We start from the raw sequence: 26664 nt of genomic DNA, 5'->3' as shown, positions 1-26664 counted from the left end.
GCCTTCCCGGCCCCCTTCCCCATGAGCACCCCCTCTCTTGCCGCCGTGCCGGCGGTCGAACGGCTCGACCCGCCGTCCGACCTGCTGCTGGAGGCCGTCGTCTTCCTCGCCCGGTTCTTCGGCACCGCGGGCGATCACCAGGCGTTGTCCGGCGGATGGCCGGCCGGCACCCGGCTCGACCCCGATGGCCTGGCCGCCTGCTGCGCACGCGCGGGGCTCGCGCTCTCGCCGTTGTCCGCGGCCGATGTGCGCCCTGCCATGCTGCCTGCGTTGCTCACCGGCCGGCAGGGCGCTGTGCTGGTCGTGCTCCAGCGCGAGGGCGATCGCTTCGAATGCCACCTGCCCGGCATCGACGGCACCCGCTGCCTGGACCGTGCCGCGCTCGACGCCGAATGCCCGGGCGCCCGGTGGCAGGCGGTGCGCCCCGCGCTCTTCTTCGACCAGCGCAGCCTGCTCTACACGCTGCCGGCCGCGCAGCGCTGGTTCTGGGATGTGTTCGGCCGCAACCGCTGGATCTTCCAGTGGGCGCTGCTCGGCACGCTGGCGCTCAACGTGTTCGGCGCGCTGATCCCTTTCTTCTCGATGGCGGTGTACGACCGCGTCGTGCCCAACAACGCGCTCGACAGCCTCTGGGTGCTGGCGCTGGCCGCCCTGCTGCTGGTGGGCTTCGAGCTGGGGATGAAGGTGCTGCGCGGCGCGCTGGTGGAATCCGCCGCGCGGCGGATGGACATCGCGCTGTCGGCCGCCATCTTCGCCCGCTGCCTGCGGCTGCGCGCAGCGAGCCGGCCCGCATCGGGCGGCGTGCTGGCCAACGTGGTCCGGGATTTCGAGGCGGTGCGCGAGTTCTTCGCGTCGAGCACGCTGGCCGTGCTGGGCGACCTGCCATTCGTGCTGCTCTTCCTGCTGATGATCGGGCTGATCGGCGGCTGGCTCGTGCTGGTGCCGTTGGCGGCGATCCCGGCGATGCTGCTGCTCGCGTGGGCGCTGCAGAAGCCGCTCGCCCGGCACGTCGCCGCGTCCGCGCAGCAGAGCGCCCAGCGCACGGCCCACCTGTTCGAGACGATGAACGGCCTCGACACCGTCAAGGCCCTGGGCGCGGAAGCGTGGAGCCGGCGCAAGTGGGAGCAGCTCACCGTGGCCATCGCCCGCCAGAGCCTGCACACGCGCGAACTGGTGTCGTTCGGTACCTATGCGTCGGCCTCGGTGGTGATGCTGACCAGCATCCTGCTGGTGGTGCTGGGCGCGGTGATGATCGGCGAGCAGGCGCTGACGATGGGCCAGCTCATCGGCGTGACGCTGTTGTCCGGGCGCGCGCTGGCGCCGGTGGGGCAGGTGGCCGGCCTCGTCGTACGCTGGCAGCAGACCCGCTTGGCGATGGGCGCGATCGACCAGGTGATGGCCGCGCCGACCGACGACGGCGAGGGCCCGGCGCTGCAGGCCCCGCCGCTGGAAGGACGCATCGAGTTCCGCGAGGTCAGCTTCGGCTACCCGAACCGCCCGCTGCTGCTCGACCGGCTGAACCTGCGCGTGCGGCCCGGCGAGCGGGTCGGCTTCATCGGCAAGCTGGGATCGGGCAAGAGCACGCTGCTGAAGCTGCTGGTCAACCTGCATGCGGCCAGCAGCGGCAGCGTGCTCGTCGACGACCTGGTGACCACGCAGCTCGACCCGCTGAGCCTGCGCCGGCAACTCGGCTACGTGCCGCAGGACGTCACCCTGTTCCACGGCAGCGTGCGCGAGAACATCGAGCTCGGCCGCACCAACGGCGGCGATGCGGCGCTGCTGGCCGCGGTGCGCAGCGCCTGCCTCGATGAGACGCTGGCGCAGCTCCCCGCGGGCCTGGCGACGCCCGTGGGCGAACGCGGCGAGCTGTTGTCGGGCGGGCAGCGCCAGGCCGTGGCGATCGCGCGGGCGCTGCTGACGCGGCCGCCCGTGCTGCTGCTCGACGAGCCCAGCAGCATGATGGACCCGGCCACCGAGCAGCGCCTGATCGGCCAGCTGCGCCTGCTGGAGGGCACGACGCTGCTGCTCGTCACGCACCGCATGGCGATGCTGCCGCTGGTCGATCGGCTCGTGGTGCTGGACCGCGGCCGCGTGGTGGCCGACGGCCCGCGTGACGAGGTGCTGCGCGCGCTGGCGCAGAGCGGGGCCGCGGGCCCGGGCAAGGCGGCGGCATGACGGTCGCGCGGGTCGACGATGCGGCGGACCTCGATGCGGGGCCGCGCCGGCTGGCGGTGGTGATGGTCGGGTTGATCGTGCTGTTCGGGGCCGTGGCCCTGGCGTGGATGATGCTCGCGCACATCGACGTCGCGGTGACGGCGCGCGGCGCGGTCGTCGCGCCCAGCCGCGTGCAGGAGGTGCAGAGCCTGGAGGGCGGCATCGTCCGGGCGCTGCGGGTGCAGCCTGGCGACAAGGTGCTGCGTGGCCAGCCGCTGGTGCAGCTCGACCGTGTCCAGTACGACGCCGATCTCGGCGAGAGCCGCGAGAACCAGCGTGCGCTGCAGGCCGCGCGCATCCGCATCGACGCGCTGCTCGGCGGGCACGAGCCGGCGTTCGGTGCGCTGGAGGCCGAGGCGCCCGCGGTCGTGCGCGAGGAGCGCCGCCTCTGGTGGGAGGCGCGGCGCGAGTACCAGGCCGCGGAGGCGGCATCGGCCGAGGGCGTGCGCCGCCACGCGGGCGAGCTGGCGGAAGCGCGGGCGCGCATCCAGGCGCTCGAGCCCGGCGAAGCGGCGGCGAGGGAGTCGCTGCAGATCGAGGAGCACCTCTACCAGGAAGGCGCCGGTGCGCGCGCCGACTACCTCGCGGCCCGCCAGCGCTGGTTGCAGCAGAACGGCGAGCTGGCCGCGCTGCGCGAATCGCTGCCCCGGCTGCAGGCGGCACTGGCGGAGGCCCGTGCCCAGGGCATCGGCGTGCAGGCGAGGGCCAGGGCGCAATGGAGCCAGCAGCGCACCGAGATCGAGGGCAAGCTCGCCGCGCTGGAGACGGCGGTCGCGGGGCGCGCGGACAAGCTCGCGCGGCGCGAGCTGGTGTCGCCGATGGACGGCGTGGTCAACCGTGTGCTGATCCCCACGCAGGGCGGCGTCGCGGCGCCCGGCGCGGCCATCCTCGAGATCGTGCCCAGCGAACCGGCGCTGCGCATCAGCGCCCGCGTGAAGCCCTCGGACATCGGCTTCATCCACGTGGGCCAGCAGGCGACGGTGCGCGTGGCGGCGTTCGATGCGTCCATCTACGGAACGCTCGACGGCGAGGTCGAGCGGGTCGGCGCCGACGTGCTGCTCGACGAGAACAAGCAACCCTACTTCGAGGTGCAGCTGCGCAGCGCGCGCGATCACCTGGCGCACGAGGGCCGGCGGCTCGTGCTGTCGCCGGGCATGCCCACCGATGCGAGCATCCTGACCGGCCGGCGCACGGTCATGCAGTACCTGCTCAAGCCCTTGCTGAAGACGCTGGACGCGGCGCTTCAGGAGCGTTGATGGCGACGCGCTGCCGCATCCCCGTGGACAAGGCCCTTCGCATCGCCGGCTGGTGCTTCGCCGCGATGCTCGCGCTGGGCGGTGCGGCTGCCTGGGCCGGCGACGCCGCGCCCCTCGGCCTGCGCGAGGCGATCGACCGCGCGCTGGCCCACGACCCGCAGCTGCGTGGCGCGCGCGCCCTGGCCGAGGCTGTCGATGCCCAGGGGCGGCAGGCCCGTTCCCGCCTGTGGCCAAGCGCCGGCCTCAGCGCGAACTTCGGCCGCAGCACCGACCTCGATCCGCCCACCGTCGTCGAGCGCAGCACGCGGCGCAGCGAGGCCTTCCTGCGCTGGAACCTCTTCAACGGCCTGGCCGACCGCACGCAGATCGACGCGCTGGCGGCCGAGGCGGCGGCTGCCGGAGCCGACTGGCAGCGAGCACTCGACGAGGCCTGCGAGCGCGTGGGCCAGGCGTACCTTGAGCTGTTGCGCCAGCAGCGGCTGGCCGGCCATGCGCGCCAGCGGCTGGCAGAGATCGAGGACCTGGCCCGCCGTGTGGGGCGGCAGGCGGCGCTCGGCAAGGGCTCCGACGCCGATGCCCAGCTCGCCGAGGCGTCGCTGATCGACGCGCGCGTGGCATCGGAGGCCGTCGCCGCCGACGAGGCCGCTGCGCGGACCCAGTTGCGTGTGCTGATGGGCGAGGGCCCGGCGGACCCTGCCGACGCACTGGTGGTGATGGACCCGAAGCCGGCCTTGGGGCCCGAGGGCACGCTCGTGTCGTGGGGGCAGCGTGCGCAGGCGCGCAATGCGCAGTGGCGGGCCGCCGAGGCCAGGGCCGCTGCGGCGCGTGCGCGGGTGGCCGCCGTGGCGCCGGAGTACCTGCCCCGCGTGGACCTGGAGTTGCGCAAGAGCCTGTCCGACCGGACGACGCCGGCCCCCTCCAGCACGCAGCAACGGGGCTGGGCGGTGTCGATCACCTACGAGGTGCCGCTGGGCGGGGGGGCCGGGGCGCGCCGCGACGAAGCCCGGCACCGCGCCGACGTGGCCGAGGCCGAGCTGCGGCGGATCGGCGATACGGTGCAAGCCGAGGTGGCGGCGCTGTGGCAACGGGCGCGGCAGGCTGCCGACGCGGCGCCGCAGCTGGCGCGCCAGCGCGAGCACCTCGACGCCGTCGTGCGGGCCGGCGAGCTGCAGTACGACGCTGGCCGCCGCAGCCTGATGCAGCTCATCGAACAGCGGGACCGCCGCTACGGCGTCCAGCAACGCGAGGTCGACAACGCCTGGCGCCTGGCCGCCGCGCACTGGCGCCTGCAGGTGCTGGGCGGCGGGCTGGCCGAGGTCCTGGGCATCGCCGCGGTGCCGTAGGCCGGCGGGGGGTTGGCCGGCAGGTGCGGCGCTTCAGTCCGCGGCCGTGAAGGACAGGCCGGCCGCCCAGCCCGCATAGGGCTTGGGCAGCGGCGGTGCGTAGTCGCCCCGGCGCGAGGTGCGCAGGCTGAGCGCCGCCAGCGACTCGGCGAACTTCACCGCAGCGGCCACGCCGTCGATCACCGGCACGCCCAGCCGCTGCTGCAGGCGCAGCGCCAGGTCGGCCATGCCGGCGCAGCCGAGCACGATGGCGCCGCTGCGGTCGCGCTCGAGCGCGGTGCGTGCGGCGGCCTCGATGCGGCCCACCAGCGCCTCGCCCATGCTTTCGAGGTCCAGCACCGGGATGTCGGTGCCGTGCACCCCGCGGCAGCGGCGCTCGAAGCCGTACTTGTGCAGCAGGTGGTCGGCGATCGTGCAGGTGCGCGTCATCGTCGTCACGACCGAGAAGCCCGTCGCGAGGAAGGAGGCCGCGTGGAAGGCCGCCTCCGCGATGCCGATCACCGGCGCCGCCGTGGCCTCGCGCGCCGCGTCCAGGCCGGGATCGCCGAAGCAGGCGACCACCACGCCGTCGGCGTCGGCACCGTGCAGGCGTGCCTGCTGCGCGACGCCCGCGGCGGCGAAGGCATCGTCGAAGTGGCCTTCGATCGACGGCGCACCGAAGTCGGGCTGCACCGCGACGATGTCCGTCCCCGGTGCGGCCGCGGCGCGGGCGGCCGCCGCGATCTGCGCGGTCATGCCGGCGGAGGTGTTGGGGTTGATGACGAGCAGCTTCATCGATGGGTCCGTCCTGGTGCGGTTTGCATACAAAGTTGGGCGCGAAGGGTCTGCGTCGCCATGCGGTGGTGCGCTGGGCGGGCCGGTGCATGGCGCGTGCGCCAAGCCGGCGCAAGACGCGCGCCTGCCGGCGGCTTGGCACATGCATTGCATACAAAGCTGCCCACGATGGAACGCACCGACCTGGAACTCGTCTCGCTGGCCAAGCACTACGGCGACGCCGTGGCCGTGGCCGGCATCGACCTGAAGATCGGCGGCGGCAGCTACTGCTGCCTGCTCGGTCCCTCAGGCTGTGGGAAGACCTCGACGCTGCGCATGATCGCCGGCCACGAGGAACCGACGGAGGGCAGCGTCGTGCTCGCCGGCAGGGAGATCACGCACCTGGAGCCCGCGCAGCGCGGCACCGCGATGATGTTCCAGAGCTACGCGCTCTTTCCCCACCTGACGGTGCTCGACAACGTGGCCTTCAGCGCCCGCATGAAGGGCATCGGCAAGGCCGCGCGGGAACAGCGTGCCCGCGAGCTGCTGGAACTGGTGGCGATGACGCCGTATGCGCACCGCCTGCCGGCTGCGCTGTCGGGCGGCCAGCAGCAGCGCGTGGCGCTGGCGCGCGCGCTGATGACGCAGCCGCGCGTGCTGCTGCTCGACGAGCCGCTGTCGGCGCTCGACCCGTTCCTGCGCATCAAGATGCGCGCCGAACTGCAGCGCTGGCACCGCGAGTTGGGCATGACCTTCGTGCACGTCACGCACTCGCAGGAAGAGGCGATGGCGCTGGCCGACCTGGTGGTGGTCATGAACCAGGGCCGCATCGAGCAGGCCGGCACAGCGCGAGACGTGTTCGAGCGCCCGCGCACCGCGTTCATCGCGCGCTTCATCGGTGCGCACAACGTCATCGAGACGCCGTCGGGCGCCGTGGCGGTGCGCAGCGACCGCATCCAGCTCGGCGCGACCGGCGGCCCCGGCATGGCCGTCAGCGTGCGTGCCGTCGAGTACCAGGGCAGCCATGTGCAGGTGCACCTGGCCTCGGGCGCGCCGGCCGCCGGCAGCGCCGACGACGGCCCCGACATGGGCTGGGTGGCGCTGGTGCCGGACGCGCAGTTCCATGCCCGCCCGCTCGAGCCCGGACAGCGTGTCGCCATGAACTGGCACGAGGCCGACGCACACCTGCTGCAGGCCTGAATTCTTTCCACCGAGGAGTACCCGCGATGACCATCGAGAACGACCCGTCCGCCCCTTCGTCCGCCGCGCTGCAGCGCCGCAGCGTGCTCAAGGCCGCCGCCGGCGTGGGCGTGGCCGCCACCGGCCTCGCCGGCTTCCCGTTCGTGCACGCGCAGGAGAAGATCACGCTGCGCTACCTGGGCACCGCGGTGAACCAGGACAAGGCGATCGCCGAGAAGTTCGAGGCCGACACCGGCATCAAGATCCAGTACATCCCCGTCAACACCGACGTGGTGACGCAGCGCGCGGTGACCTCGCCCAACTCGTTCGACCTGATCGACACCGAGTACTTCTCGCTGAAGAAGATCGTGCCCACCGGCAACCTGAAGGGCATCGACACCAAGAAGATCAAGAACGCCGACAAGATCACCCCGCTGTTCACCACCGGCACGGTGGCCGGCAAGGCGGTGGGCGACCAGGGCACCGCGCCCAAGAAGGTGATCTTCCTGGAAGGCGAGAAGTCGAAGAAGTTCGCCGCCGCGCCCACGCAGTTCATGTCGCTGATCCCGACGGTCTACAACGCCGACACGCTGGGCATCCGGCCCGACCTGATCAAGCGCCCGATCGAGAGCTGGAAGGAGCTGCTGAACCCGGAGTTCAAGGGCAAGGCGGCGATCCTCAACATCCCGTCGATCGGCATCATGGACGCGGCGATGGTGGTCGAGGCGATGGGCCTGTACAAGTACCCCGACAAGGGGAACATGACGAAGAAGGAGATCGACCTCACCATCAAGACGCTGATCGAGGCCAAGAAGGCCGGCCAGTTCCGCAGCCTGTGGAAGGACTTCAACGAGTCGGTCAACCTGATGGCGTCGGGCGAGGTGGTGATCCAGTCGATGTGGAGCCCGGCCGTGACAGCGGTGCGCACCAAGGGCATCGACTGCGTGTTCCAGCCGCTGAAGGAAGGCTACCGCGCCTGGGCCGCCGGCTTCGGCCTGCCGGCCACGCTGAGCGGCAGGAAGCTCGACGGCGCGTACGAGTTCATCAACTGGTTCCTCGACGGCTGGGCCGGCGCGTACCTCAACCGCCAGGGCTACTACAGCGCCGTGCTCGACACCGCCAAGGCCAAGATGGAAGCCTACGAGTGGGCCTACTGGATGGAAGGCAAGGCGGCCGAGAAGGACATCAAGGCCCCCAACGGCGAGCTGCTCGCCAAGGCCGGCGCCAAGCGCGACGGCGGCTCGTACGAGCAGCGCATGGGCGGCATCGCCTGCTGGAACGCGCTGATGGACGAGAACACGTACATGGTCCAGAAGTGGAACGAGTTCGTCGCAGCATAGACCCCCCCGGAGCGCCTTCGGCGCACCCCCCAGGGGGCGCCACCAGCGGCCCGGCAAAGCCGGTTCCGCGGTGGCAGCTTGAGCAATGCGCCTTTCCTTGCTTGGTCGAGGCTTCATGAAATCACGGCAATCGCCGCTCGTCGCGTGGCTGCAGGCCGGGCCGCTGGCCGCGGTGTTCCTGGTCTTCTTCGTGGTGCCGCTGCTGCTCATCCTGATGGTGAGCTTCTGGCAGGCGACCGACTACGAGCTGATCCCCGCGTTCACGTTCCAGAGCTACCGCGACATCTTCAACGGCTGCGGCATCGGGGGCAATGACGGGGACCTCTGTGTCACCTTCAAGACCTACCTGTCGACGCTGAAGTTCAGCTTCATCGTCTGGCTGGTCACCGCGCTGCTGGGCTTCGCGCTGGCGTACTTCATGGCCTTCCATGTGAAGAGCACGCTGGCGCAGACGGTGCTCTTCATCGTCTGCACGGTGCCGTTCTGGACGAGCAACGTCATCCGCATGATCTCCTGGGTGCCGCTGCTGGGCCGCAACGGCCTGGTGAACCAGACGCTGCTCGGCATGGGGCTCGTCGACGAGCCGCTCGACTGGCTGCTGTTCTCCGACTTCTCGGTGATCCTTGCCTTCGTGCACCTCTACACGATGTTCATGATCGTGCCGATCTTCAACTCGATGATGCGCATCGACCGCTCGCTGGTCGAGGCCGCGCGCGACAACGGTGCCACGCCGTGGCAGACGGTGGTGCACGTGATCCTGCCGCTGTGCCGCACCGGCATCATCATCGGCTCGATCTTCGTGATCGCGCTGGTGATGGGCGACTTCGTCACCGTCGGTGTGATGGGCGGGCAGCAGATCGCCTCGGTCGGCAAGGTGATCCAGGTGCAGGCGAGCTACCTGCAGTTCCCTGCCGCGGCGGCCAACGCGGTGATCCTGCTGGCGGTGGTGCTGATGATGATCGCGGCCTTGATGCGCCTCGTGAACCTGCGGAAAGAACTTTGACATGGCCGGCACCCGTGAAAAACGCGCCCCCGGCTTCTGGCCGCTGGCCATCGTGTTCGCGCTCTTCGTGCTGTTCCTCTATGGCCCGATGCTCGCGATCTTCGTGCTGAGCTTCCAGGGGCCCGAGGGCGGACTCACGTTCCCGATGCGGGGCTGGTCGCTGCACTGGTTCCGCACGCTGTGGGAGGGCATTGGCGTCATCGACATCGGCGCGGCCTTCCGCCGCTCGCTGCTGCTGGGCGCGGTGGTGATGGCGCTGACGGTGGTGCTGGCGCTGCTGGCCGGCCTCGCGTACCGCAAGAAGCTGCCCGGCGGCACGCCGCTCTTCTATGCGGTGGTGGCCAGCCTGATCATGCCGTCGATCATCGTGTCGCTGGGCATCGGCCTCTTGTTCCGCCTGCTCGACGGCGGCATCAAGGCGGTGCTGGAGGCCTGGTTCCCGAGTCTCTTCGAGACCTACGCCACCGCGCTGGGCATGTTCACCTCGGGCCTGGGCGCGCAGCTCACCTGGACGCTGCCGTTCGGGCTCTTGATCATGTTCGCGATCTTCAACCGCTTCAACCCGGCCTACGAAGAAGCCGCGCGCGACCTGGGCGCCACGCCGTGGCAGCGCCTGGTGCACGTGGTGCTGCCGCTGATCGGCCCCAGCCTCGTCGGCGTGGGCATGTTCGGCTTCACGCTGAGTTGGGACGAGATCGCGCGCTCGTCGCAGGCCATGGGGGACCTCAACACCTTGCCGCTCGAACTGCAGGGCCTGACGACGACGGTCACCACCCCGGTGATCTACGCGCTGGGCACGGTGACGACGGTGGTGTCGTTCGCGGTGATGGCCTTCACGTTGACCGTCGTCTTCCTGTGGCAAGGCAGGCGCAAGGCCTGAGGCGCGCACCGCCGGCCGAGACGGCGGCGAGGGCGGACACGGCCGCCGCGGCGCCGTCGTCCACGCAGCGCATCTACAACGCGGTGTACGCCGCGATCCTGGAGCACCGCCTGCCCCCGGGCGCGCGGCTGCGCGAGGAGGAGCTGGCCGAATCGTTCTCGGTCTCGCGCACGGTGGTGCGGCAGGCCCTGCACCGGCTGGCGCAGGACCGGGTGGTCGAGCTGCAGCACCATCGCGGCGCCGCCGTGCCGCAGCCGGGCCTGTCGGAAGCGGCGCATGTGTTCGACGCGCGCCGCGTCGTCGAATGCGAGATCGCCCGCCGGCTGGCCGGCCAGCTCGACGCGCAGTCGCTCGCGGGCCTGACGGCGGTGGTCGAGGCCGAGGCGCTGGCGGCCGCGCAGGGCGACCGCTCGGCCACCATCCGCCATTCCGGCGCATTCCACCGCGAGCTGGCGCGCCTGGCGGGCAACCCGCTCTTCGTGCGCATGCTCGACGAGCTGCTGCCCACCACGTCGCTGCTGCTGGCGCTGCACCAGCGGCCGGGCCAGCCCGCCTGCGTCGCGCACCGCCACCAGGAGCTGGTCGAGGTGCTGCGCCACGGCACCCCGGCCGCGGCGGCGGCCGAGATGCGCCGGCACCTGCGCGAGCTGGAGCGCTCGGTCGTCGGCGCTGCCGCACCCCGGGCCGAGCCGTTGCGCGACCTGTTCGCCGCCTACCGCGGCGACTGATCCCCCGCCCCGACTGCTGACCGCAGCTTGCGCGCCGCTTGAGGCGCAGGCCGGCGCACGCCTGCCGTGCGCCGCGTGCCCTCGTTTGGCGCAACACACCCCTGGGGTGGGCGTTCGGCGCCGGCCACGGCCGGAAAAACCCCGATTCGGCGGCTGGCACGGTCCGTGCAAACTGTCGTTTCACCAATTGATCGTGTGTTCACTAATGAAACAAACACCGATCGTGTGATCCATCCGAGCCATCCCCCTGGAGTCCAAGCCCATGAAGTCCCGTACCCGATCCCTTCTGCGCACGCTGGCCGCCGCTGCCGCCGCCCTCAGCGCCGGCACCGCCGCGCAGGCGCAGTCCACGGCCCAGGTGTACGGCCTGGTCGACGTCAGCGCGATGTCGTACAAGGAAAGCGGCGGGCGGCGCGTCCAGCAGGTGGCGTCGGGCCGCATGGCGACCAGCTACCTCGGCTTCCGCGCGACGGAAGACCTCGGCGGCGGCCTGCAGGCGCTGGTGACGCTGGAGCATTTCTTCCGTGCCGACACCGGCGAGGCCGGCCGCTTCGCGGGCGACTCGTTCTGGTCGCGCAACGCCAACGTCGGCCTGCGGGGCGATTTCGGCATGGTGCGCCTGGGCCGCATCGGCACGCCGCTGTTCATCAACACGCTGTCGTTCAACCCGTTCTCCGACTCGTTCGGCTTCTCGCCGTCGATCCGCACCATCTACCAGGGCGGCATCGGCAAGCTGTCGGGCGACAGCGGCTGGAACAACGCCATCGGCTACAGCTCGCCCAAGTTCGGCGGCTTCTCGGGCAGCCTGCTGGTGGCGGCCGGCGAGGGCGCCGGCGGCCCCAACGTGGGCGGCAGCCTGCAGTACGCCAGCGGCCCGCTGGCCATCGGCTTCGCGGCGCAGAAGGTGGAAGCGGCCTTCGCCGACGGCGACGAAACCGCATGGCAGCTCGGCGCCTCGTACGACTTCGGCGCCGCCAAGCTCTTCGGCCAGGTCGGCCGCATCAAGGAGGGCGACACCCGCGTGGCCTCCGGCGCCATCGCCGCGGGCAACGACACGCGCGACCGCACGCTGCAGTTCGGCGCCTCGGTGCCGGTGACCACCGCCGGCAGCATCCTGGCCTCGTACGGCGAAGCCAAGACCACCGGCCGCCTGGACACCAAGCGCTCGTTCACCACCGTGGCCTACGACCACAGGCTGTCCAAGCGCACCGACGTCTACGCGGTGGTGATGTTCGACAAGCTGAAGGGCCAGGACCGCGCGGCGACCACGGCCGTCGGCCTGCGCCACACGTTCTGAGCGGAACGGAACGCAATCCGAAGGAAAGGGAAGGTCGGCACTAGGGTTCACCCTGATGGCCGGCTTTCCAGGGTCAACTAAGGTAGTGTCTGGTTTCTGTAATGAATCACTGTTTTATTAGTGAATCAAAGAAAGTCGACGATGAATGAGATCGAGTTCTGCGGCGTGGTCAAGCGCTTTCCCACGAAGCGCAACCCCAACCCGCCCGCGGCCGTCACCGACCTCAGCCTGCAGATCAAGAGCGGCGAGGTGGTCTCGATCATCGGTCCGTCGGGCTGCGGCAAGAGCACGCTTCTTAACATGGGTTCGGGCCTGTACCTGCCCAGCGAAGGCGAGGTCAGGGTCGGCGGCAAGAAGGTGACGGGCCCGGTGCGGCAGGTCGCCTTCATGCTGCAGAAGGACCTGTTGATGCCCTGGCGCACCATCCGCCAGAACGTCGAGCTCGGCATGGAGATCGACGGCGTCGCCGGTTCGCGCCGCCGCCAGGTGGCCGACGAACTGCTGGCCAAGTGCCACCTCGCCGGCTTCGGCGACCACTACCCGTACCAGTTGTCGGGCGGCATGCGCCAGCGCGCCGCGCTGGCCCGCACGCTGGCCGTCGACCCGCAGGTGCTGCTGCTCGACGAGCCCTTTTCGGCCCTGGATGCGCAGACCAAGATGGTCCTGCAGCAGGACCTGGCCAAGACCCTGTACGAACAGAAGAAGACGGCGCTCTTCATCACCCACGACCTGATCGAGGCCATCGCGCTGTCCGATCGCGTGCTGGTGATGAGCGAGCGCCCGGGCACCATCATCGAGGAGATCGTCGTCGACCTGCCGCTGCGCGAGAACCCGCTGGAGCGCCGCAAGCTGCCCGCCATCGGCCCGCTGCAGGGCCGGCTCATGGAGCTGCTGAAGGTCGGCAAACAGGAAGCGCTGCACTGAAGCGCCCCCCCACGCATCACGCAAGGAACGACATGATCCCCAGCTTCACCCGCCTCGTCGCCGCCGGCCTCCTCGCCACCGTGGCGGCCGCGCCCCTCCTGCCCCTGGCCGCGCACGCTGCGCCGGAGGAGGTGACCTACCTGCTGCCCGCGCCGCCGAACTCGCCGGCCTTCGCGCCCTGGATGCTGGCCCAGCAGAACGGCTACTACGCCGACGAGAACATCAAGGTCGCCTTCGTCGCCGCGCGCGGCGGCGTCGACGTCGCCAAGCAGATCGGCGCCGGCAACGCGGTGATCGGCGGCGCCATCGGCGACACGCCCATCATCGTGCGCGCCAACGGCGTGCCGGTGAAGGCGGTGGCCGTGCTCGGCGCCGGCTCGCTGACGATGATCAGCACCTACGAGGGCAGCGGCATCAACGCCGTCAAGGACCTCAAGGGCAAGACGATGACCGTCATGGCCTACACCGACACCACCTACTACGCGCTGCTCGGCTCGCTGAAGAAGGCGGGCCTGCAGAAGGCCGACGTGTCGGCCCAGGCGGCCGGCCCCACCGGCGTGTGGCAGCTCTTCGCCGGCAAGAAGGCCGAGGCGATGGCCGGCGTGCCCGACTGGGTAGTGAACGCGGAAGAGGCCGGCGTGAAGATCAAGCTGCTGCCGCGCGAGGACCATTTCCAGAGCATGGCGCAGGCCATCCTGGCGTCCGACGAGGTCATCCAGAAGAACCCCGATCTGGTCAAGCGCCTGGTGCGTGCCACGCTGCGCGGCATGCAGGACATCATGAAGGATCCGAAGGCCGCGGCCGCCGCCTACGTGAAGGCCGTGCCCGCCTTCGCCGGCAAGGAAGCGCAGATCGAGCGCACCTTCGCCCTCTACAACCAGTACGTCTACGCCAACCAGAAGGTGCTGGGCCAGATGGACGAGAAGCGCCTGGACACGGTGCAGAAGTTTTACGTGGCCGAAGGCATCGTCAGCAAGGCGCAGCCGCTGGCCGATCTCTACACCAACCAGTTCACCGGCGTGAGCCGCTGAGCCCACGGGCGCCGCACCGATCACCACCATGCGACCGAACCTCTCGACCACCCTGGGCAGCGCTGCCGTGCTGCTCGTCTTCCTGGCGCTGTGGCAGTGGGCCCCCGGCGCGCTGGGCATGCCCGAGTTCGTGCTGCCCAAGTTCACCCGCGTCGTCGAAGAGGCCGGCCGCATGTGGACCGACAGCCAGCTGCTGAAGCACTTCGGCATCACCGCGCTGGAGGTCATCGTCGGCTTCGCGCTCGGCTCGCTGCTGGGCGTGATGTTCGGCGTGGCGCTGGGCCTGTCGCCGCGCACCGAGGCCATCCTGTCGCCGTACATCCTGGCGCTGCAGATCGCCCCGAAGGTGGCGTTCGCGCCGCTGTTCGTGATGTGGCTGGGCTACACGGTCTACCCGAAGATCCTGGTCGCGGTGCTGATCGTCTTCTTCCCCGTGATGATCAACGTGCTGTCGGCCGTGCGCACGGTCGACCCCGACATGGTCAACCTGGTGCGCACGCTCAACGCGGGCCGGGTGCAGATCTTCCGCCTGGTCGAGTTCCCCTCGGCCATGCCCGCGCTCTTCAGCGGCCTGCGCATCGCGGCCACGCTGGCGGTGATCGGCGTGACGGTGGGCGAGCTGGTCGGCGGCAACCTCGGCCTGGGCTACCTGCTGGTCGACTCTGAAGGGCAGGGCAACACCGCCGGCGTGTTCGTCGCGATCGTCGCGCTCACGCTGATCGGCATCCTGGCCTACGCGGCGGTGGTCTGGGCCGAGCGCCGGCTGCTGCACTACCTCCCGCGCGCCAGCGTCACGACCGTCTGAACCAAGCCCTGTCATGACCCAGATCACCGGAACCCCCGACACCGCGGCGCTGCAGACGCTGCTCGACGCGCTGCCGCGCGACCTGCTGGCCGGCCGCCGCGTGCTGGTCACCGGCGCCGCGCGCGGCCTGGGCCTGGCCTTTGCGCAGTGCATCGCCCGGGCCGGCGGGCGCGTGGTGCTGGCCGACATCCTCGGCGACCTGCTGCAGACCGAGGTGCAGGCGCTGCGCACGGCCGGTGCCGATGCACACGCCGTCGTCGCCGACCTGGGCGATCCGGCCTCCGTCACCGCCTGCGCCGAAGCGGCCGTGCAGGCGCTGGGTGGGCTCGACGGGCTGGTCAACAACGCGGCCATCACCAATTCCGGCGGGCGCGACGCGCATGCGCTGGAGGTCGACACCTGGGACCGCGTGATGGACGTCAACGTGCGCGGCACCTGGCTGATGAGCCGCGCCTGCCACGCGGCGCTGAAGGCGAGCGGGCAGGGCGCCATCGTCAACCTGGCCTCCGACACCGCCCTGTGGGGCGCCCCCAACCTGCTGGCCTATGCGGCGAGCAAGGGCGCGGTGATCTCGATGACCCACTCGCTGGCGCGCGAATGGGGCGCCGACGGCATCACCGTCAACGCCGTGGCGCCCGGCCTCACGCTGGTGGAGGCCACCGAATACGTGCCCAAGGCGCGCCACGAGAAGTACCTCGAAGGGCGCGCGATTCCCCGCGAACAGCAGGCGGCCGACGTGTGCGGCCCGGTGCTGTTCGCGCTGTCCGGCCTGTCGCGTTTCGTGACCGGCCAGCTGCTGCCCGTCAACGGCGGCTTCGTGATGCATTGAACCCTGAACCGAGCAGAGGACACCCCATGAGCGACCTGTCTGACCAAGCCAAGGCCCTGGCCGACGCACGCGCCCGCGCGGCCGTGGAAGCCGACACCGTCGAAAGCTGGAAGCGCCCGGAAGGCGCCTCCTTCGAGGAGTGGATGAACACGCGCATCGCGCGCTTCGAGACCCGCCGCTACGACTGGGACGCGCTGAAGTTCCAGGCCGACTTCGACCCCGCCTACCGCCGCGCGCAGATGCGCTACCTGGGCACCGGCGGCACCGGCGTCAACGCCGACAACAACACGGTGCGCAACGAGAACTTCACCTTCTCGACCATGCTGATCCCGGCCGGGAACATCGGCCCCTCGCACCTGCACGTCGACGTGGAAGAAGTGTTCTTCGTGATGCGCGGCAAGATGAAGGTCATCCTCGAGAAGGACGGCGAGCGCTTCGAGGCCATCCTCGGCGAGCGCGACCTCATTTCGGTGCCGCCCGGCGTGTACCGCGAGGAGCACAACATCGGCGAGGAAGACGCGCTGATGTGCGTGATGCTGGGCGCCAAGAAGCCCATCACGCCGACGTATCCGCCGGACAGCCCCCTCGCAAAAATCAAGCGCGAGCCGAAGTAAGCGCGCCATGAGCCTGCCGACCGACGACCTCGCGCTGCCTGCCGCCGAATTGGCGCGGCTGGACGCACGTTTCCCGCTGCAGCGCGTGGCAGTGGGCGAGGGCGCCCAGGTGGCGGTGCGCCGCTGCGGCAACGGGCCGGCGCTGGTGTGCCTGCACGGCATCGGCTCGGGCGCGGCGTCGTGGCTCGATGCGGCGCTGTCGCTGGCCGACGTGGCCGACGTGATCGCCTGGGACGCGCCGGGTTACGGCGAATCGACGCCGCTGCCGATGGACGCGCCCAAGGCGACCGACTACGCGCAGCGCCTGCGTGCGCTGCTCGACGCGCTGGGCATCGGACGCTGCACGCTGGTCGGCCATTCGCTGGGCGCGCTCACCGCGGCGGCCGCGGCGCAGGCCGGCGGGGCGTTGGCGGGCCGCATCGAGCAGCTGGTGCTGATCAGCCCGGCGCGCGGCTATGGCGCGGCCGACCGGGCCGAGCAGGGCCGCCGCGTGCGCGCCGAGCGGCTCGACACGCTGGGCCAACTCGGCATCGAAGGCAGTGCGCGCCAGCGCAGCGGCCGGCTGGTGTCGGAGAACGCCAGCGAGCTGGCCCGTCGCTGGGTGCGCTGGAACATGGCGCGCCTGGACGAGGAAGGCTACCGCCAGGCCGTCGAGTTGCTGTGCGGCGACGACCTGCTGGGCTACCTGCCCCCCGCCGCGCCCGTGCGGGTGGCCTGCGGCACGCTCGACGTGGTGACGCCGCCGGCCGACTGCGCGGTGGTGGCCGCAGCCTGCGGCGTGGCGCTGGCGCCGATCGACGGCGCGGGCCATGCCTCTTACGTGGAACAGCCGCAAGCCGTGGCCGCGCTGCTCCGCGATGGATTGACCTGAGGAGACGAAAAAATGTCCACGTCGACCCCCGACGCGAACGACGACGGCAACGACCGCTACATCGTGCCGGCGTTGGAGCGCGGCCTGCGCGTGCTGTGCGAATTCAGCCGCGAGAACCGCAGCCTCACCGCGCCCGAGCTGGCGCGCCGTTTCGACCTGCCGCGCTCCACCGTCTTCCGCCTGCTGTCCACGCTCGAAAGCCTGGGCTTCATCGAGAAGACCGAGGGCGGCCGTGCCTACCGCCTGGGCCTGGCGGTGCTGCGCCTGGGCTTCGAGTACCTGGCGTCGCTGGAGCTCAACGAGCTGGGCCTGCCGATCCTGGAGCGCCTGAGCGAGGAGCTGCGCTACCCCTGCAACCTGGTCGTGCGCGACGGCCGCTCCATCGTCTACGTGGCCAAGGTGTCGCAGCCCACGCCGTTTGCCAGCTCGGTGAGCGTGGGCACCCGCCTGCCCGCGCACGCCACGGTGCTGGGCCGCGTGCTGCTCGAGGACCTGACGCTGCCCGAGCTGCGCGCGATGTACCCCGAAGAGCGGCTGGAGACCTTCTCGCCCAGCACGCCGCAGACGGTGATCGAACTCTTCAACATGGTGCAGGCCGACCGCGAGCGCGGCTACGTGCAGGGCGAAGGCTTCTACGAGTCGAACATCTCCACCATCGCCGCGCCGGTGCGCGACCACCGCGGCCGCGTGGCGGCGGCGCTGGGCGCCACCATCACCTCGGCCCACATCGACAGCGACCGCCTCGAAGACATGGTGCGCCGCGTGCGCGATGCGGCTGAGGAGCTGTCGGCGCTGCTGAACAACGCCACCGCATCGGCCAACCGCAACGTGGTCCCCTTGCGCGGGCCGAAGTCCGGCACCTGATCGCCATGAACGTTCCTTCCAACTTCTTCGCCCCCGATGCGCTGGCCGGCCGCGTGGCCGTGGTCACCGGCGGGTCGTCGGGCATCGGCCTGGCCACCGTCGACCTGCTGCTGGCCTGCGGCGCGGCGGTGGCGCTGTGCGGCCGCAACGCCGAGCGCCTGGACGGTGCCGTCGCCGGCCTGCGCGAGCGGCATCCCGCCGCGACGCTGTTCGCGCAGACCTGCGACGTGCTCGACGCCGCTTCGGTCAAGGCCTTCGCCGCCGCGAGCGAGGCCGCGCTCGGCCCGGCCGCGATGCTGGTCAACAACGCCGGCCAGGGCCGGGTCTCCACCTTCGCCGACACCACCGACGAAGCCTGGACGCAGGAACTGCACCTGAAGTTCTTCTCGGTGCTGCACCCCACGCGCGCCTTCCTGCCGCAGCTCGTGCGGCAGCGCCAGGCGCTGGGCGATGCGTCGGTCACCTGCGCCAACTCGCTGCTGGCGCGCCAGCCCGAGCCGCACATGGTGGCCACCTCGGCGGCCCGCGCCGGCCTGCTGAACCTGGTGCGCTCGATGGCCACCGAGTTCGCGCCGCAGGGCGTGCGCGTCAACGGCATCCTGATCGGCCTCGTCGAGTCGGGCCAGTGGCGCCGCCGCTTCGAGGCACGTGAAGACAAGTCGCTCGACTGGGCGGCCTGGAGCCGCCAGCTCGCGGCCAACAAGCACATCCCGCTCGGGCGGCTGGGCCTGCCGATCGAGGCAGCCCGCGCGCTCGTGTTCCTCGCATCGCCGCTGGCGTCGTACACCACCGGCGGCCACATCGACATCTCCGGAGGCCATTCGCGCCATGCCTAACTCCAACACCCCCGTCACCGTCGGCGCCGTCGTCTCGGCCTTCCTCGAATCGTGTGGCGTCAAGACGGCCTTCGGCGTCATCTCGATCCACAACATGCCGATCCTCGATGCGTTCGCGCAGCGCGGCAAGGTGCGCTTCGTGCCCGCGCGCGGCGAGGCCGGCGCCGGCAACATGGCCGACGCGTACGCCCGTTCCACCGCCAGCCTGGGCGTGTGCCTCACCAGCACCGGCCCGGCCGCGGGCAACATCGCGGGCAGCCTGGTCGAGGCCTACACCGCCGGCTCGCCGCTGCTGCACATCACCGGCCAGATCGAGACCGAGTTCCTCGACAAGGGCATGTCGTACATCCACGAGGCCCCCGACCAGCTGACGATGCTGAAGGCCGTGTCGAAGGCCGCGTTCCGCGTGCGCAGCGTCGACAACGTGCTGGGCGTGCTGAAACAGGCCGTGCAGTGCGCGCTGACGGCGCCCACCGGCCCGGTCAGCGTCGAGATCCCGATCGACATCCAGAGCGCGTTGACGACGATGCCGGCCGACCTGGCGCCGCTGCCCGTGCAGCCGGTGGTGCCGGCCGCCGCCGCGCTCGACGACCTGGCCACCCGCTTCGCCGCGGCGAAGCGCCCGCTGCTGTGGCTGGGCGGCGGCGCGCGCCATGCCGGCGCGGCCGTCAAGCGCCTGCAGGCGCTGGGCATCGGCGTGGTGACGAGCGTGCAGGGCCGCGGCATCGTGGCCGAGGACGACGCGGGCTCGCTGGGCGCGTACAACATCCACAAGCCGGTCGAGGCGTTCTATCAAACCTGCGATGCGATGCTGGTGGTGGGCTCGCGCCTGCGCGGCAACGAGACGCTGAAGTACGAACTGAAGCTGCCGCGCCCGCTGTACCGCGCCGATGCCGACCCGGCCGCCGAAGGCCGCTGCTACGCGACCGATGCGTTTGTCTGCGGCGATTCGTCGCTGGTGCTGCAAGGCCTGGCCGATCGGCTCGAAGCCCGCGACTGGCGCGCCGACCCGGCCCTGCTGGCCGACCTGCGCGCCGCGCACGAGCAGGCCGTGGGCACGCTGCACGACGGCCTGGGCGCCTACAGCGCGCTGGTGCGCGAGCTGCAGCAGGTGGCTGGCCAACAGTTCAACTGGGTGCGCGACGTGACCGTCTCCAACAGCACCTGGGGCAACCGCGAGCTGCGCATCTTCCACCCGACGGCCGGCGTGCACGCCACCGGCGGCGGCATCGGCCAGGGCATGCCGATGGCGATCGGCGCGGCCATCGGCGCGGCCGAGACGAACTCGGGCCGCAAGACCTTCTGCCTGGCCGGCGACGGCGGCTTCATCCTGAACCTGGGCGAGCTGGCCACGATGGTGCAGGAGCAGTGCGACCTGCTGATCGTGCTGATGAACGACAAGGGCTACGGCGTCATCAAGAACATCCAGGACGCGCAGTACGGCGGCCGCCGCTGCTACGTCGACCTGCACACGCCAGACTACGCCAAGCTGTGCGCGTCCATCGAGCTGCCGCACGCCCGCGTCAGCACCCTGAGCGACCTGCCGGCGGTGCTGGCGCAGGCCGCGGGCCGCAAGGGCCCGTTCCTGCTGGAGATCGACATGCTGTCGATCGGCGGCTTCAAGAGCGCCTTCGCCGGCCCGCCGACCAACACGGTCACGCAGATCCCTGCGCTGTCGCAGGGGGGGCGGGCGTGACGCGGGCCGAGCGCCGGGCCGCTCCCAAGCCGGCCCGCATCCCCTCGGGGGATCGATCGGCGTACCCGCCGGGCGAGGGGCTGACATGCTGAGCATTGCACTCGTCGGCTGCGGCGCCATCGGCACCGCGGTGCTGGAGCTGCTGCAGGCCGACGCCGGCCTGTCGGTGGCGGCCATCGTGGTACCGGCCGCCGGAGCGGTCGACGCGCAGGCGGTGGCCAGCCGCCTGGCGCCGCGGGCCCAGGTGGCCGGCGCGGTGCCCACCGAAGGCATCGATCTGGTGGTCGAGGCCGCCGGCCACGCCGCCATCGAAGCGCACGTGCTGCCGGCGCTGAAGCGCGGCGTGCCGTGCATCGTGGCCTCGGTCGGCGCGCTGTCGGCCGAAGGCCTGCCCGAGCAGCTCGAAGCCGCGGCGCGCGACGGGGGCACGCAGGTGCAGCTCATCGCCGGGGCCATCGGCGCGATCGACGCGCTGGCCGCGGCCCGCGTGGGCGGCCTGGCCCTCGTTCGCTACACCGGCCGCAAGCCGCCCCACGCGTGGAAGGGCACGCCGGCCGAGGAAGGCCGCCAGCTCGACACGCTGGCCGAGGCGACGGTGATCTTCGAAGGCAGCGCGCGCGAGGCGGCGCGGCGCTTCCCGAAGAACGCGAACGTCGCCGCCACGGTGTCGCTCGCCGGCCTGGGCCTCGACGCGACGACGGTGCGGCTGATCGCCGACCCGGCCGTGGCCGAGAACGTGCACACGGTGGAAGCCGAAGGCGCCTTCGGCAGCTTCGAGCTGACGATGCGCAACCAGCCGCTGGCCGCCAACCCCAAGACCTCGGCGCTGACCGTCTACAGCGCGGTGCGTGCGCTGCGCAGCCGCGTCGCGCCGCTGGTCATCTGATTCCGACGAGAGAACACCCCGATGGCGAATCTCGAACTGCTCCCGATCAACGTCGCCGGCGAATGGCGCCTGGGCGGCGGCGATGTGTACGACAGCCTCTACCCCGCCACCGGCGAGCCCATCGCGCGCCTGCGGGCTGCGAGCCTGGCCGATGTGGAAGAGGCCATCCAGCGTGCCGACCACGCCTTCCGCACCAGCGGCTGGGCGCAGAAGCTGCCGCACGAGCGCGCCGCGGTGCTGCACCGCGTGGCGCAGCTGATCCGCGAGAACGCCGAGCGCCTGGCGCAGCAGCAGCGGCTGGACAACGGCAAGCCGATCAGCGAAACCCGCGCGCTGGTGGCCAGCGCGGCCGGCACCTTCCAGTTCTTCGCCGCCGCCTGCGAGACGCTGGAAGAGACGATCACGCCGTCGCGTGGCGCGTTCGTCACGATGAGCGTGCACGAGCCGATGGGGGTGGTGGCCGCCATCACGCCGTGGAACTCGCCGATCGCGAGCGAAGCGCAGAAGCTCGCGCCCGCGCTGGCGGCCGGCAATGCGGTGGTGGTGAAGCCCGCCGAGGTCACGCCGCTGATGGCGCTGGAGCTGGCCAAGCTGTGCGAAGAGGCCGGCGTGCCCAGGGGCATCGTCAGCGTGCTGCCGGGCAAGGGCTCGGTGATCGGCGACGCCATCACCAAGCACCCGCTGGTCAAGCGCGTGTCGTTCACCGGCGGCACCACCACCGGCAAGCACATCGCCCACATCGCGGCCGACAAGATGATGCCGGTGTCGCTGGAGCTGGGCGGCAAGTCGCCCACCATGGTGCTGGAAGACGCCGACCTCGACCACGCCGTGGCCGGCGTGCTGTACGGCATCTTCAGCAGCTCGGGCGAATCGTGCATCGCGGGCTCGCGGCTCTTCGTCGCGCGTTCGATCTACGACGAGTTCCTGACCCGCCTGACCGAAGGCGCCGCCGCGCTGCGCGTGGGCGACCCCGCTTCGGAGCGCACGCAGATGGGCCCGCTGATCACGGCGCGCCACCGCGAAGGCATCGAGCGCTACGTGGAACTGGGCGTGTCCGAAGGCGGCCGCATCCGCACCGGCGGCGTGCGCCCGCATGGTGCAGGCTTCGACAACGGTTACTTCTACACGCCCACCATCCTCGAAGGCCTGGGCAACCAGGCCCGCGTGACGCAGGAGGAGATCTTCGGCCCGGTGCTGGTGGCGATGCCTTTTGATACCGAAGAAGCCTTGATCGAGCAGGCCAACGACAGCATCTACGCGCTGGCCGCGGGCGTGTGGAGCCGCGACTTCAAGCGCGCCTGGCGCCTGGGCCGCGCGGTGCAGGCCGGCACCGTCTGGGTCAACACCTACAAGCAGTTCTCGGTCTCCACGCCGTTCGGCGGCTGGCGCGATTCGGGCCTCGGCCGCGAGAAGGGCCGCGAGGGCATCTTCCAGTACATGGAACAGAAGAGCATGTACTGGGGCACGAATGAACAACCTTTGCCGTGGGCAAAATGAAGGAACAACGATGAGCGTTCTCGGCATTGACCAGATCACCTACGTGTCGGACGACCTGCCGACGAGCCGCCGCTTCTTCGGCGACTGGGGCCTGAAGCTGGCGTCGGAATCGGCCGATGCGCTGGTGTTCGAGTGCCTGAACGGCTGCCGCGTGGTCGTCGCGCGGCTGGGCCTGCCTGGCGTGCCGGCCGGCACCGAGGAAGGCCCGACGCTGTGCGAGGTGGTGTGGGGCGTGGAAAGCGCGGCCGACCTCGACCGCTACGCCTCGGCCCTCGCCGACCAGCCGGGTTTCGTCGACCACGAGGCCGAGGGCGCACGCCGCATCGGCTGCACCGACCCCAACGGCCTGGCCGTGCGGCTTCAGGTCACGCGCAAGCAGGCCATCGACGTCGAGTGCGGCGTGATGAACACCTGGGCCAGCAAGCAGCGCATCAACCAGCCGAGCCCGATCTACGAACGCGCCACGCCGATCGAGGTGGGCCACGTGGTGTTCTTCACCCACGACGTGAACACCACCAGCACGTTCTACCGCGAGCGCCTGGGCTTCGTGCAGTCCGACAGCTACCCGAACCGCGGCGCCTTCCTGCGCTGCGCGCCGGACGGCGGCCACCACGACCTCTTCCTGCTGCAGCTGCCCAGCGGCAAGCGCGGGCTGAACCACGTGGCCTTCACGGTGCGCGACATTCACGAGGTGTTCGGCGGCGGCCTGCACTTCTCGCGCTGCGGCTGGGAAACCCAGCTCGGCCCGGGCCGGCACCCGGTGTCGTCGGCGTATTTCTGGTACTTCAAGAACCCGGCCGGCGGCCTCATCGAGTACTACGCCGACGAAGACCAGCTCACCGCCGACTGGCAGCCGCGCGAGTTCGAGCCGGGCCCGACCGTGTTCGCCGAATGGGCGGTGGACGGCGGCCTCGACGGCCACACCCGCCGCCAGAAGAACGCCGATGCGCCGCAAGGCAAGTTCCTGACCGAGAAGAAGTGAGGTTGTCCGTGATGCATCGTCGTCATGCCTGCGCCGGGGTGGCCGCCGCCGTGCTGGCTGCCACCCTTGCGCCGGCCGCCTGGGCGCAGAGCCCGGCCGAGCAGCAACTGGCCGCGGGCCGCTTCACCATCGTGTCGCCGTTCCCGCCGGGCGGGCCGGTCGACACGCTGTCGCGCATCCTGGCCGACGGCCTGGGCAAGCGCTACGGCCAGACGGTGGTGGTCGACAACGTGGCCGGTGCCGCCGGCAACCTGGGCATCGACCGCGTGAAGCGCGCCAAGGGCGACGGCCACACGCTGCTGGTGGTGCCGGCCGGCAACCTGACGATCAACCCGACCTTGATGCCGAACTTCCCGTTCAACATCGAGAAGGACTTCGTGCCCGTCACGATGCTGGCGAAGGCCCCCAACGTGCTGGTGGCCAGCCCCGCGGCCCAGCTGAAGACGGCCAAGGCGCTGGTGGCCGCGGCCAAGGCCAAGCCGGCCACGCTGTTCTACGCCTCGCCCGGCGTGGGCAGCGGCCTGCACCTGGCCGGCGAGCTGTTCAAGCAGCAGGCCGAGGTCGACATCACGCACGTGCCCTACAAGGGCACCGGCCCGGCGCTGAACGACGTGCTGGGCGGCGTGGTGCCGCTGATGTTCAGCAACCTGCCGGCCACGCTGCCCTTCATCAAGGACGGCCGGCTGGTGGCGCTGGGCGTGACCGAAGCCGCCCGCAGCCCGGCCGCGCCGGACATCCCGACGCTGGCCGAGCAGGGCATCCCGGGCGTGGTCGTCACCTCCTGGTACGGCCTGCTGGCCCCCGCGGGCACGCCCGCGCCGGTGGTGGAACAACTGGCCAAGGACGCGGCGCAGATCCTCGGCCAGGCCGACGTGCGCCAGCGCCTGGAAGGGCAGGGCCTGAGCGACGCCACGATGAAGCCGGCCGACTTCGCCACCCACATCCGCAACGAGACCGCCGTGTGGGCCAAGATCATCAAGGCCCGCGCCATCGTCGCCGAGTGAAGAAGATGAGCTGCATCGACACCTGGGCAGGCTTGGCGTGGTCGCGGGGCGGCGGGGCACTGTGGTCCGCGGATGCGCCCGGCCGTGGACGCGGAGCCGGGCACCCTGCGCCCTCGGCCTGCACGACGCCGGCACCAGGGCTGCTGGAGAACCCACGCACATGAGCAACCTCCTTTTGACCGTGGTCCTCAAGCACCACCCCGGCCTCACGCTCGAAGACGTGCAGGCGCGTATGAAGGCGGCCGACTGGTGGGAGCAGTTTCCGCCCGAGGGCACGCGCATCGTCTCGTGGACGGTGGCGATGGGCCTGGGCCAGATCCTCACGCTGGAGCTGCCGCCCGAGCTGCTGCCCGTCGTGAACGTCGAGCTCGAACGCCGCGCCTGGGGCGTGTTCACCACCGAGTGCCACCCGACCTACGACTTCGTCCCTGTGCGCGAACGCATCCGCGAGCGCGTGCGCAACGGCGGCCAGTGAACGTCCGGCGGCCCGCCCCGATCTCCCACTCCCCCATCCCGTCCCAACGCTGACCGCAAGGAGGCCGACGATGCCCACCGACCGCTACCTCGATCCCCACCAGGCGCGCACCCGCACGCCCACCCCCTACGAAGACCTGCTGGGCGACGCCATCGAACGCGCCTTCGCCGCCGGCATCCACGACCTGGCCGGACTGGTCGAGCACCTGAACCGCAGCCACACCACGACGCCCAGCGGCGTGGCCTGGACCGAAGAGAACTACCGCGCCGAGATGGCCGTGCTCGGCGCCTGAACGCGCCCGGAAGGAAACACCATGATTCCCATCGTTGCGGACCCCGTCGACCAGCTGCTCGAAGTCGGCCTGAAGGACCTCTGGTACCCCATCTGCCCCACTGGCTTCATCCAGGAGCGCCCCGTCTCGCTGCGCCGCCTGGGCCGCAAGCTGGTGTTCTGGCGCGATGCGCAGGGCGTGCTGCACGCGCTGGAAGACCGCTGCCCGCACCGCGGCGCGCCGCTGTCGCAGGGCGTGGTGCTGGGCGACCGCATCGCCTGCCCGTACCACGGCGTCGAGGTGCGGTGCGACGGCGTGGTCACCAGCGTGCCGGGCAGCCCCGGCTGCAAGCTCGAGGGCACACGCGCCACCCGGCATTTCCACGTGAAGGAAGCGGCCGGCGCGGTGTTCCTCTACAACTCGAAGGAGCCGGTGGACACGCCGCCGCCGCTGGTGCTGCCCGAGCAACTCACCGACGACAGCCAGTACTCGGCCTTCCTCTGCTATGCCGAGTGGAAGGGCGACTACCGCTACGTGCTCGACAACGTGATGGACCCGATGCACGGCACCTTCCTGCACAAGCAGTCGCACTCGATGGCCGAGGGTGACTCGGTGGCCAAGTTCGGCGTGCGCGCCACCGACACCGGCTTCGTGTTCGAGAAGGAAGGCCAGCGCAACGTCAACTTCGACTGGACCGAATGGGCCGACACCGGCATCCACTGGATGCGGCTGGAGATCCCCTACCCGAAGACCGGCGGCCCCGGCGGCAACTTCATCATCGTCGGCAGCTACACGCCGATCTCGCCGACGCTGTCGTGCGCGTTCCACTGGCGCGTGCGCAAGCTGGCGCCGGGCTGGCAGCGCGACACCTGGCGCTTCCTCTACAAGAACCGCCTGGAGGCGCGCCACTGGCACGTGCTCGAGCAGGACCGCGTGCTGATCGAGAACATGGAGCCCGACGCCAACCAGCACGAGTCGCTGTACCAGCACGACCTGGGCATCGTGCGCCTGCGCCGCCACCTGAAGGGCCTGGCGCAGGCGCAGCTGGCCGCGCAAGCCGCCGAAGCGCCGGCGGCGCGCTGACAT

Annotated in this window: 26 protein-coding genes; 25 read left to right on the top strand and 1 reads right to left on the bottom strand. The window is 70.9% G+C overall.

The window, feature by feature from the left end; genetic code table 11:
- Positions 1-21: 21 nt before the first annotated feature.
- From V4F39_RS13325 to V4F39_RS13315, 3 genes are read left to right on the top strand one after another with little or no spacing between them, the layout of a single operon-like run.
- A complete protein-coding gene (locus V4F39_RS13325; protein ID WP_332289984.1) occupies positions 22-2175 on the top strand; it encodes a type I secretion system permease/ATPase in 2154 nt (717 codons plus the stop codon).
- Positions 2172-3470 (top strand): HlyD family type I secretion periplasmic adaptor subunit, encoded by a 1299-nt coding sequence (locus V4F39_RS13320; RefSeq protein WP_332289983.1) that lies wholly within the window; start codon positions 2172-2174, stop codon positions 3468-3470. Before V4F39_RS13325 ends, V4F39_RS13320 begins: the two co-directional genes overlap by 4 nt.
- Positions 3470-4813, top strand: coding sequence for a TolC family protein (locus tag V4F39_RS13315; protein WP_332289981.1), 1344 nt, complete (start codon positions 3470-3472; stop codon positions 4811-4813). Before V4F39_RS13320 ends, V4F39_RS13315 begins: the two co-directional genes overlap by 1 nt.
- Positions 4814-4846: 33 nt before the next feature.
- On the opposite strand, the gene V4F39_RS13310 is transcribed toward V4F39_RS13315, so the two are convergent.
- A complete protein-coding gene (locus V4F39_RS13310) occupies positions 4847-5587 on the bottom strand; it encodes an aspartate/glutamate racemase family protein (protein ID WP_332289980.1) in 741 nt (246 codons plus the stop codon).
- A 168-nt stretch (positions 5588-5755) separates the two neighbouring features.
- On the opposite strand from V4F39_RS13310, the gene V4F39_RS13305 reads away from it, so the two are divergent.
- The 22 genes from V4F39_RS13305 (at position 5756) to V4F39_RS13200 (ending at position 26661) form a co-directional block, all read left to right on the top strand.
- Positions 5756-6766 carry an ABC transporter ATP-binding protein gene (locus V4F39_RS13305; RefSeq protein WP_332289979.1) on the top strand — a complete coding sequence of 337 codons (1011 nt, stop codon included), beginning with the start codon at positions 5756-5758 and terminating at the stop codon, positions 6764-6766.
- Positions 6767-6792: 26 nt separating this feature from the next.
- Complete coding sequence (locus V4F39_RS13300; RefSeq protein ID WP_332289978.1) at positions 6793-8085, top strand: ABC transporter substrate-binding protein; 1293 nt, start codon at positions 6793-6795, stop codon at positions 8083-8085.
- A 115-nt stretch (positions 8086-8200) separates the two neighbouring features.
- Positions 8201-9088 carry an ABC transporter permease gene (locus V4F39_RS13295; RefSeq protein ID WP_332289977.1) on the top strand — a complete coding sequence of 296 codons (888 nt, stop codon included), beginning with the start codon at positions 8201-8203 and terminating at the stop codon, positions 9086-9088.
- Between the two features lies 1 nt (position 9089).
- The gene (locus tag V4F39_RS13290) at positions 9090-9968 is read left to right on the top strand and encodes an ABC transporter permease (protein ID WP_332289975.1); all 879 of its coding nucleotides are present in this window, start codon (positions 9090-9092) and stop codon (positions 9966-9968) included.
- Entirely contained in the window at positions 9944-10696 is a 753-nt protein-coding gene (locus V4F39_RS13285) for a GntR family transcriptional regulator (protein WP_332289974.1), read from the top strand. The genes V4F39_RS13290 and V4F39_RS13285 overlap by 25 nt, the downstream gene beginning before the upstream one ends.
- A gap of 262 nt (positions 10697-10958) precedes the next feature.
- Positions 10959-11993, top strand: coding sequence for a porin (locus V4F39_RS13280; protein ID WP_332289973.1), 1035 nt, complete (start codon positions 10959-10961; stop codon positions 11991-11993).
- Positions 11994-12134: 141 nt separating this feature from the next.
- Positions 12135-12917 (top strand): ABC transporter ATP-binding protein, encoded by a 783-nt coding sequence (locus tag V4F39_RS13275; protein ID WP_332289972.1) that lies wholly within the window; start codon positions 12135-12137, stop codon positions 12915-12917.
- A 32-nt stretch (positions 12918-12949) separates the two neighbouring features.
- Positions 12950-13948, top strand: coding sequence for an ABC transporter substrate-binding protein (locus tag V4F39_RS13270; protein WP_332289971.1), 999 nt, complete (start codon positions 12950-12952; stop codon positions 13946-13948).
- Positions 13949-13976: 28 nt separating this feature from the next.
- On the top strand, positions 13977-14753 hold the full coding sequence (locus tag V4F39_RS13265; protein WP_332289970.1) for an ABC transporter permease: 777 nt from the start codon (positions 13977-13979) through the stop codon (positions 14751-14753).
- Positions 14754-14766: 13 nt separating this feature from the next.
- Positions 14767-15582 carry an SDR family oxidoreductase gene (locus V4F39_RS13260; protein ID WP_332289968.1) on the top strand — a complete coding sequence of 272 codons (816 nt, stop codon included), beginning with the start codon at positions 14767-14769 and terminating at the stop codon, positions 15580-15582.
- Between the two features lie 26 nt (positions 15583-15608).
- A complete protein-coding gene (locus tag V4F39_RS13255; RefSeq protein ID WP_332289967.1) occupies positions 15609-16196 on the top strand; it encodes a cupin domain-containing protein in 588 nt (195 codons plus the stop codon).
- Positions 16197-16203: 7 nt separating this feature from the next.
- Positions 16204-17067: an alpha/beta fold hydrolase gene (locus V4F39_RS13250; RefSeq protein ID WP_332289965.1), complete on the top strand. Its 864-nt coding sequence runs from the start codon at positions 16204-16206 to the stop codon at positions 17065-17067.
- A gap of 12 nt (positions 17068-17079) precedes the next feature.
- Entirely contained in the window at positions 17080-17931 is an 852-nt protein-coding gene (locus V4F39_RS13245) for an IclR family transcriptional regulator (protein ID WP_332289963.1), read from the top strand.
- Between the two features lie 5 nt (positions 17932-17936).
- The gene (locus V4F39_RS13240; protein WP_332289962.1) at positions 17937-18767 is read left to right on the top strand and encodes an SDR family oxidoreductase; all 831 of its coding nucleotides are present in this window, start codon (positions 17937-17939) and stop codon (positions 18765-18767) included.
- Positions 18760-20463 (top strand): thiamine pyrophosphate-binding protein, encoded by a 1704-nt coding sequence (locus tag V4F39_RS13235; protein ID WP_332289960.1) that lies wholly within the window; start codon positions 18760-18762, stop codon positions 20461-20463. Before V4F39_RS13240 ends, V4F39_RS13235 begins: the two co-directional genes overlap by 8 nt.
- 85 nt (positions 20464-20548) lie before the next feature.
- Positions 20549-21349: an aspartate dehydrogenase gene (locus tag V4F39_RS13230; protein WP_332289959.1), complete on the top strand. Its 801-nt coding sequence runs from the start codon at positions 20549-20551 to the stop codon at positions 21347-21349.
- A 21-nt stretch (positions 21350-21370) separates the two neighbouring features.
- Positions 21371-22846 carry an aldehyde dehydrogenase gene (locus V4F39_RS13225; protein WP_332289957.1) on the top strand — a complete coding sequence of 492 codons (1476 nt, stop codon included), beginning with the start codon at positions 21371-21373 and terminating at the stop codon, positions 22844-22846.
- Between the two features lie 10 nt (positions 22847-22856).
- Positions 22857-23828 (top strand): VOC family protein, encoded by a 972-nt coding sequence (locus V4F39_RS13220; protein WP_332289956.1) that lies wholly within the window; start codon positions 22857-22859, stop codon positions 23826-23828.
- 11 nt (positions 23829-23839) lie between these two features.
- Positions 23840-24832, top strand: coding sequence for a Bug family tripartite tricarboxylate transporter substrate binding protein (locus tag V4F39_RS13215; RefSeq protein ID WP_332289955.1), 993 nt, complete (start codon positions 23840-23842; stop codon positions 24830-24832).
- Between the two features lie 160 nt (positions 24833-24992).
- The gene (locus V4F39_RS13210; protein ID WP_332289954.1) at positions 24993-25307 is read left to right on the top strand and encodes a hypothetical protein; all 315 of its coding nucleotides are present in this window, start codon (positions 24993-24995) and stop codon (positions 25305-25307) included.
- Positions 25308-25377: 70 nt separating this feature from the next.
- Positions 25378-25599, top strand: coding sequence for a recombinase-like helix-turn-helix domain-containing protein (locus V4F39_RS13205; protein WP_332289953.1), 222 nt, complete (start codon positions 25378-25380; stop codon positions 25597-25599).
- Positions 25600-25620: 21 nt separating this feature from the next.
- Positions 25621-26661, top strand: a complete 1041-nt coding sequence (locus V4F39_RS13200) for an aromatic ring-hydroxylating dioxygenase subunit alpha (protein ID WP_332289951.1) — start codon at positions 25621-25623, stop codon at positions 26659-26661.
- Positions 26662-26664: the final 3 nt, after the last annotated feature.

Origin of the sequence: Aquincola agrisoli (assembly GCF_036621135.1) — a bacterium.
Lineage (GTDB): Bacteria > Pseudomonadota > Gammaproteobacteria > Burkholderiales > Burkholderiaceae_C > Aquincola > Aquincola agrisoli.
Note: the sequence above shows the minus strand (reverse complement) of the source record. Positions and strands in the feature narration are given on the sequence as shown.

Excerpts from the sequence above, each read along its gene's own strand:
- V4F39_RS13270 (WP_332289971.1), top strand. The coding sequence starts at position 12,950 with ATGATCCCCAGCTTCACCCGCCTCGTCGCCGCCGGCCTCCTCGCCACC.
- V4F39_RS13245 (WP_332289963.1), top strand. The coding sequence starts at position 17,080 with ATGTCCACGTCGACCCCCGACGCGAACGACGACGGCAACGACCGCTAC.
- V4F39_RS13210 (WP_332289954.1), top strand. The coding sequence starts at position 24,993 with ATGAGCAACCTCCTTTTGACCGTGGTCCTCAAGCACCACCCCGGCCTC.
- V4F39_RS13200 (WP_332289951.1), top strand. The coding sequence starts at position 25,621 with ATGATTCCCATCGTTGCGGACCCCGTCGACCAGCTGCTCGAAGTCGGC.
- V4F39_RS13275 (WP_332289972.1), top strand. The coding sequence starts at position 12,135 with ATGAATGAGATCGAGTTCTGCGGCGTGGTCAAGCGCTTTCCCACGAAG.
- V4F39_RS13250 (WP_332289965.1), top strand. The coding sequence starts at position 16,204 with ATGAGCCTGCCGACCGACGACCTCGCGCTGCCTGCCGCCGAATTGGCG.
- V4F39_RS13300 (WP_332289978.1), top strand. The coding sequence starts at position 6,793 with ATGACCATCGAGAACGACCCGTCCGCCCCTTCGTCCGCCGCGCTGCAG.
- V4F39_RS13310 (WP_332289980.1), bottom strand. The coding sequence starts at position 5,587 with ATGAAGCTGCTCGTCATCAACCCCAACACCTCCGCCGGCATGACCGCG.
- V4F39_RS13225 (WP_332289957.1), top strand. The coding sequence starts at position 21,371 with ATGGCGAATCTCGAACTGCTCCCGATCAACGTCGCCGGCGAATGGCGC.
- V4F39_RS13260 (WP_332289968.1), top strand. The coding sequence starts at position 14,767 with ATGACCCAGATCACCGGAACCCCCGACACCGCGGCGCTGCAGACGCTG.
- V4F39_RS13295 (WP_332289977.1), top strand. The coding sequence starts at position 8,201 with ATGAAATCACGGCAATCGCCGCTCGTCGCGTGGCTGCAGGCCGGGCCG.
- V4F39_RS13240 (WP_332289962.1), top strand. The coding sequence starts at position 17,937 with ATGAACGTTCCTTCCAACTTCTTCGCCCCCGATGCGCTGGCCGGCCGC.
- V4F39_RS13215 (WP_332289955.1), top strand. The coding sequence starts at position 23,840 with ATGCATCGTCGTCATGCCTGCGCCGGGGTGGCCGCCGCCGTGCTGGCT.
- V4F39_RS13265 (WP_332289970.1), top strand. The coding sequence starts at position 13,977 with ATGCGACCGAACCTCTCGACCACCCTGGGCAGCGCTGCCGTGCTGCTC.
- V4F39_RS13290 (WP_332289975.1), top strand. The coding sequence starts at position 9,090 with ATGGCCGGCACCCGTGAAAAACGCGCCCCCGGCTTCTGGCCGCTGGCC.
- V4F39_RS13305 (WP_332289979.1), top strand. The coding sequence starts at position 5,756 with ATGGAACGCACCGACCTGGAACTCGTCTCGCTGGCCAAGCACTACGGC.
- V4F39_RS13220 (WP_332289956.1), top strand. The coding sequence starts at position 22,857 with ATGAGCGTTCTCGGCATTGACCAGATCACCTACGTGTCGGACGACCTG.
- V4F39_RS13205 (WP_332289953.1), top strand. The coding sequence starts at position 25,378 with ATGCCCACCGACCGCTACCTCGATCCCCACCAGGCGCGCACCCGCACG.
- V4F39_RS13325 (WP_332289984.1), top strand. The coding sequence starts at position 22 with ATGAGCACCCCCTCTCTTGCCGCCGTGCCGGCGGTCGAACGGCTCGAC.
- V4F39_RS13315 (WP_332289981.1), top strand. The coding sequence starts at position 3,470 with ATGGCGACGCGCTGCCGCATCCCCGTGGACAAGGCCCTTCGCATCGCC.
- V4F39_RS13320 (WP_332289983.1), top strand. The coding sequence starts at position 2,172 with ATGACGGTCGCGCGGGTCGACGATGCGGCGGACCTCGATGCGGGGCCG.
- V4F39_RS13255 (WP_332289967.1), top strand. The coding sequence starts at position 15,609 with ATGAGCGACCTGTCTGACCAAGCCAAGGCCCTGGCCGACGCACGCGCC.
- V4F39_RS13280 (WP_332289973.1), top strand. The coding sequence starts at position 10,959 with ATGAAGTCCCGTACCCGATCCCTTCTGCGCACGCTGGCCGCCGCTGCC.
- V4F39_RS13230 (WP_332289959.1), top strand. The coding sequence starts at position 20,549 with ATGCTGAGCATTGCACTCGTCGGCTGCGGCGCCATCGGCACCGCGGTG.
- V4F39_RS13235 (WP_332289960.1), top strand. The coding sequence starts at position 18,760 with ATGCCTAACTCCAACACCCCCGTCACCGTCGGCGCCGTCGTCTCGGCC.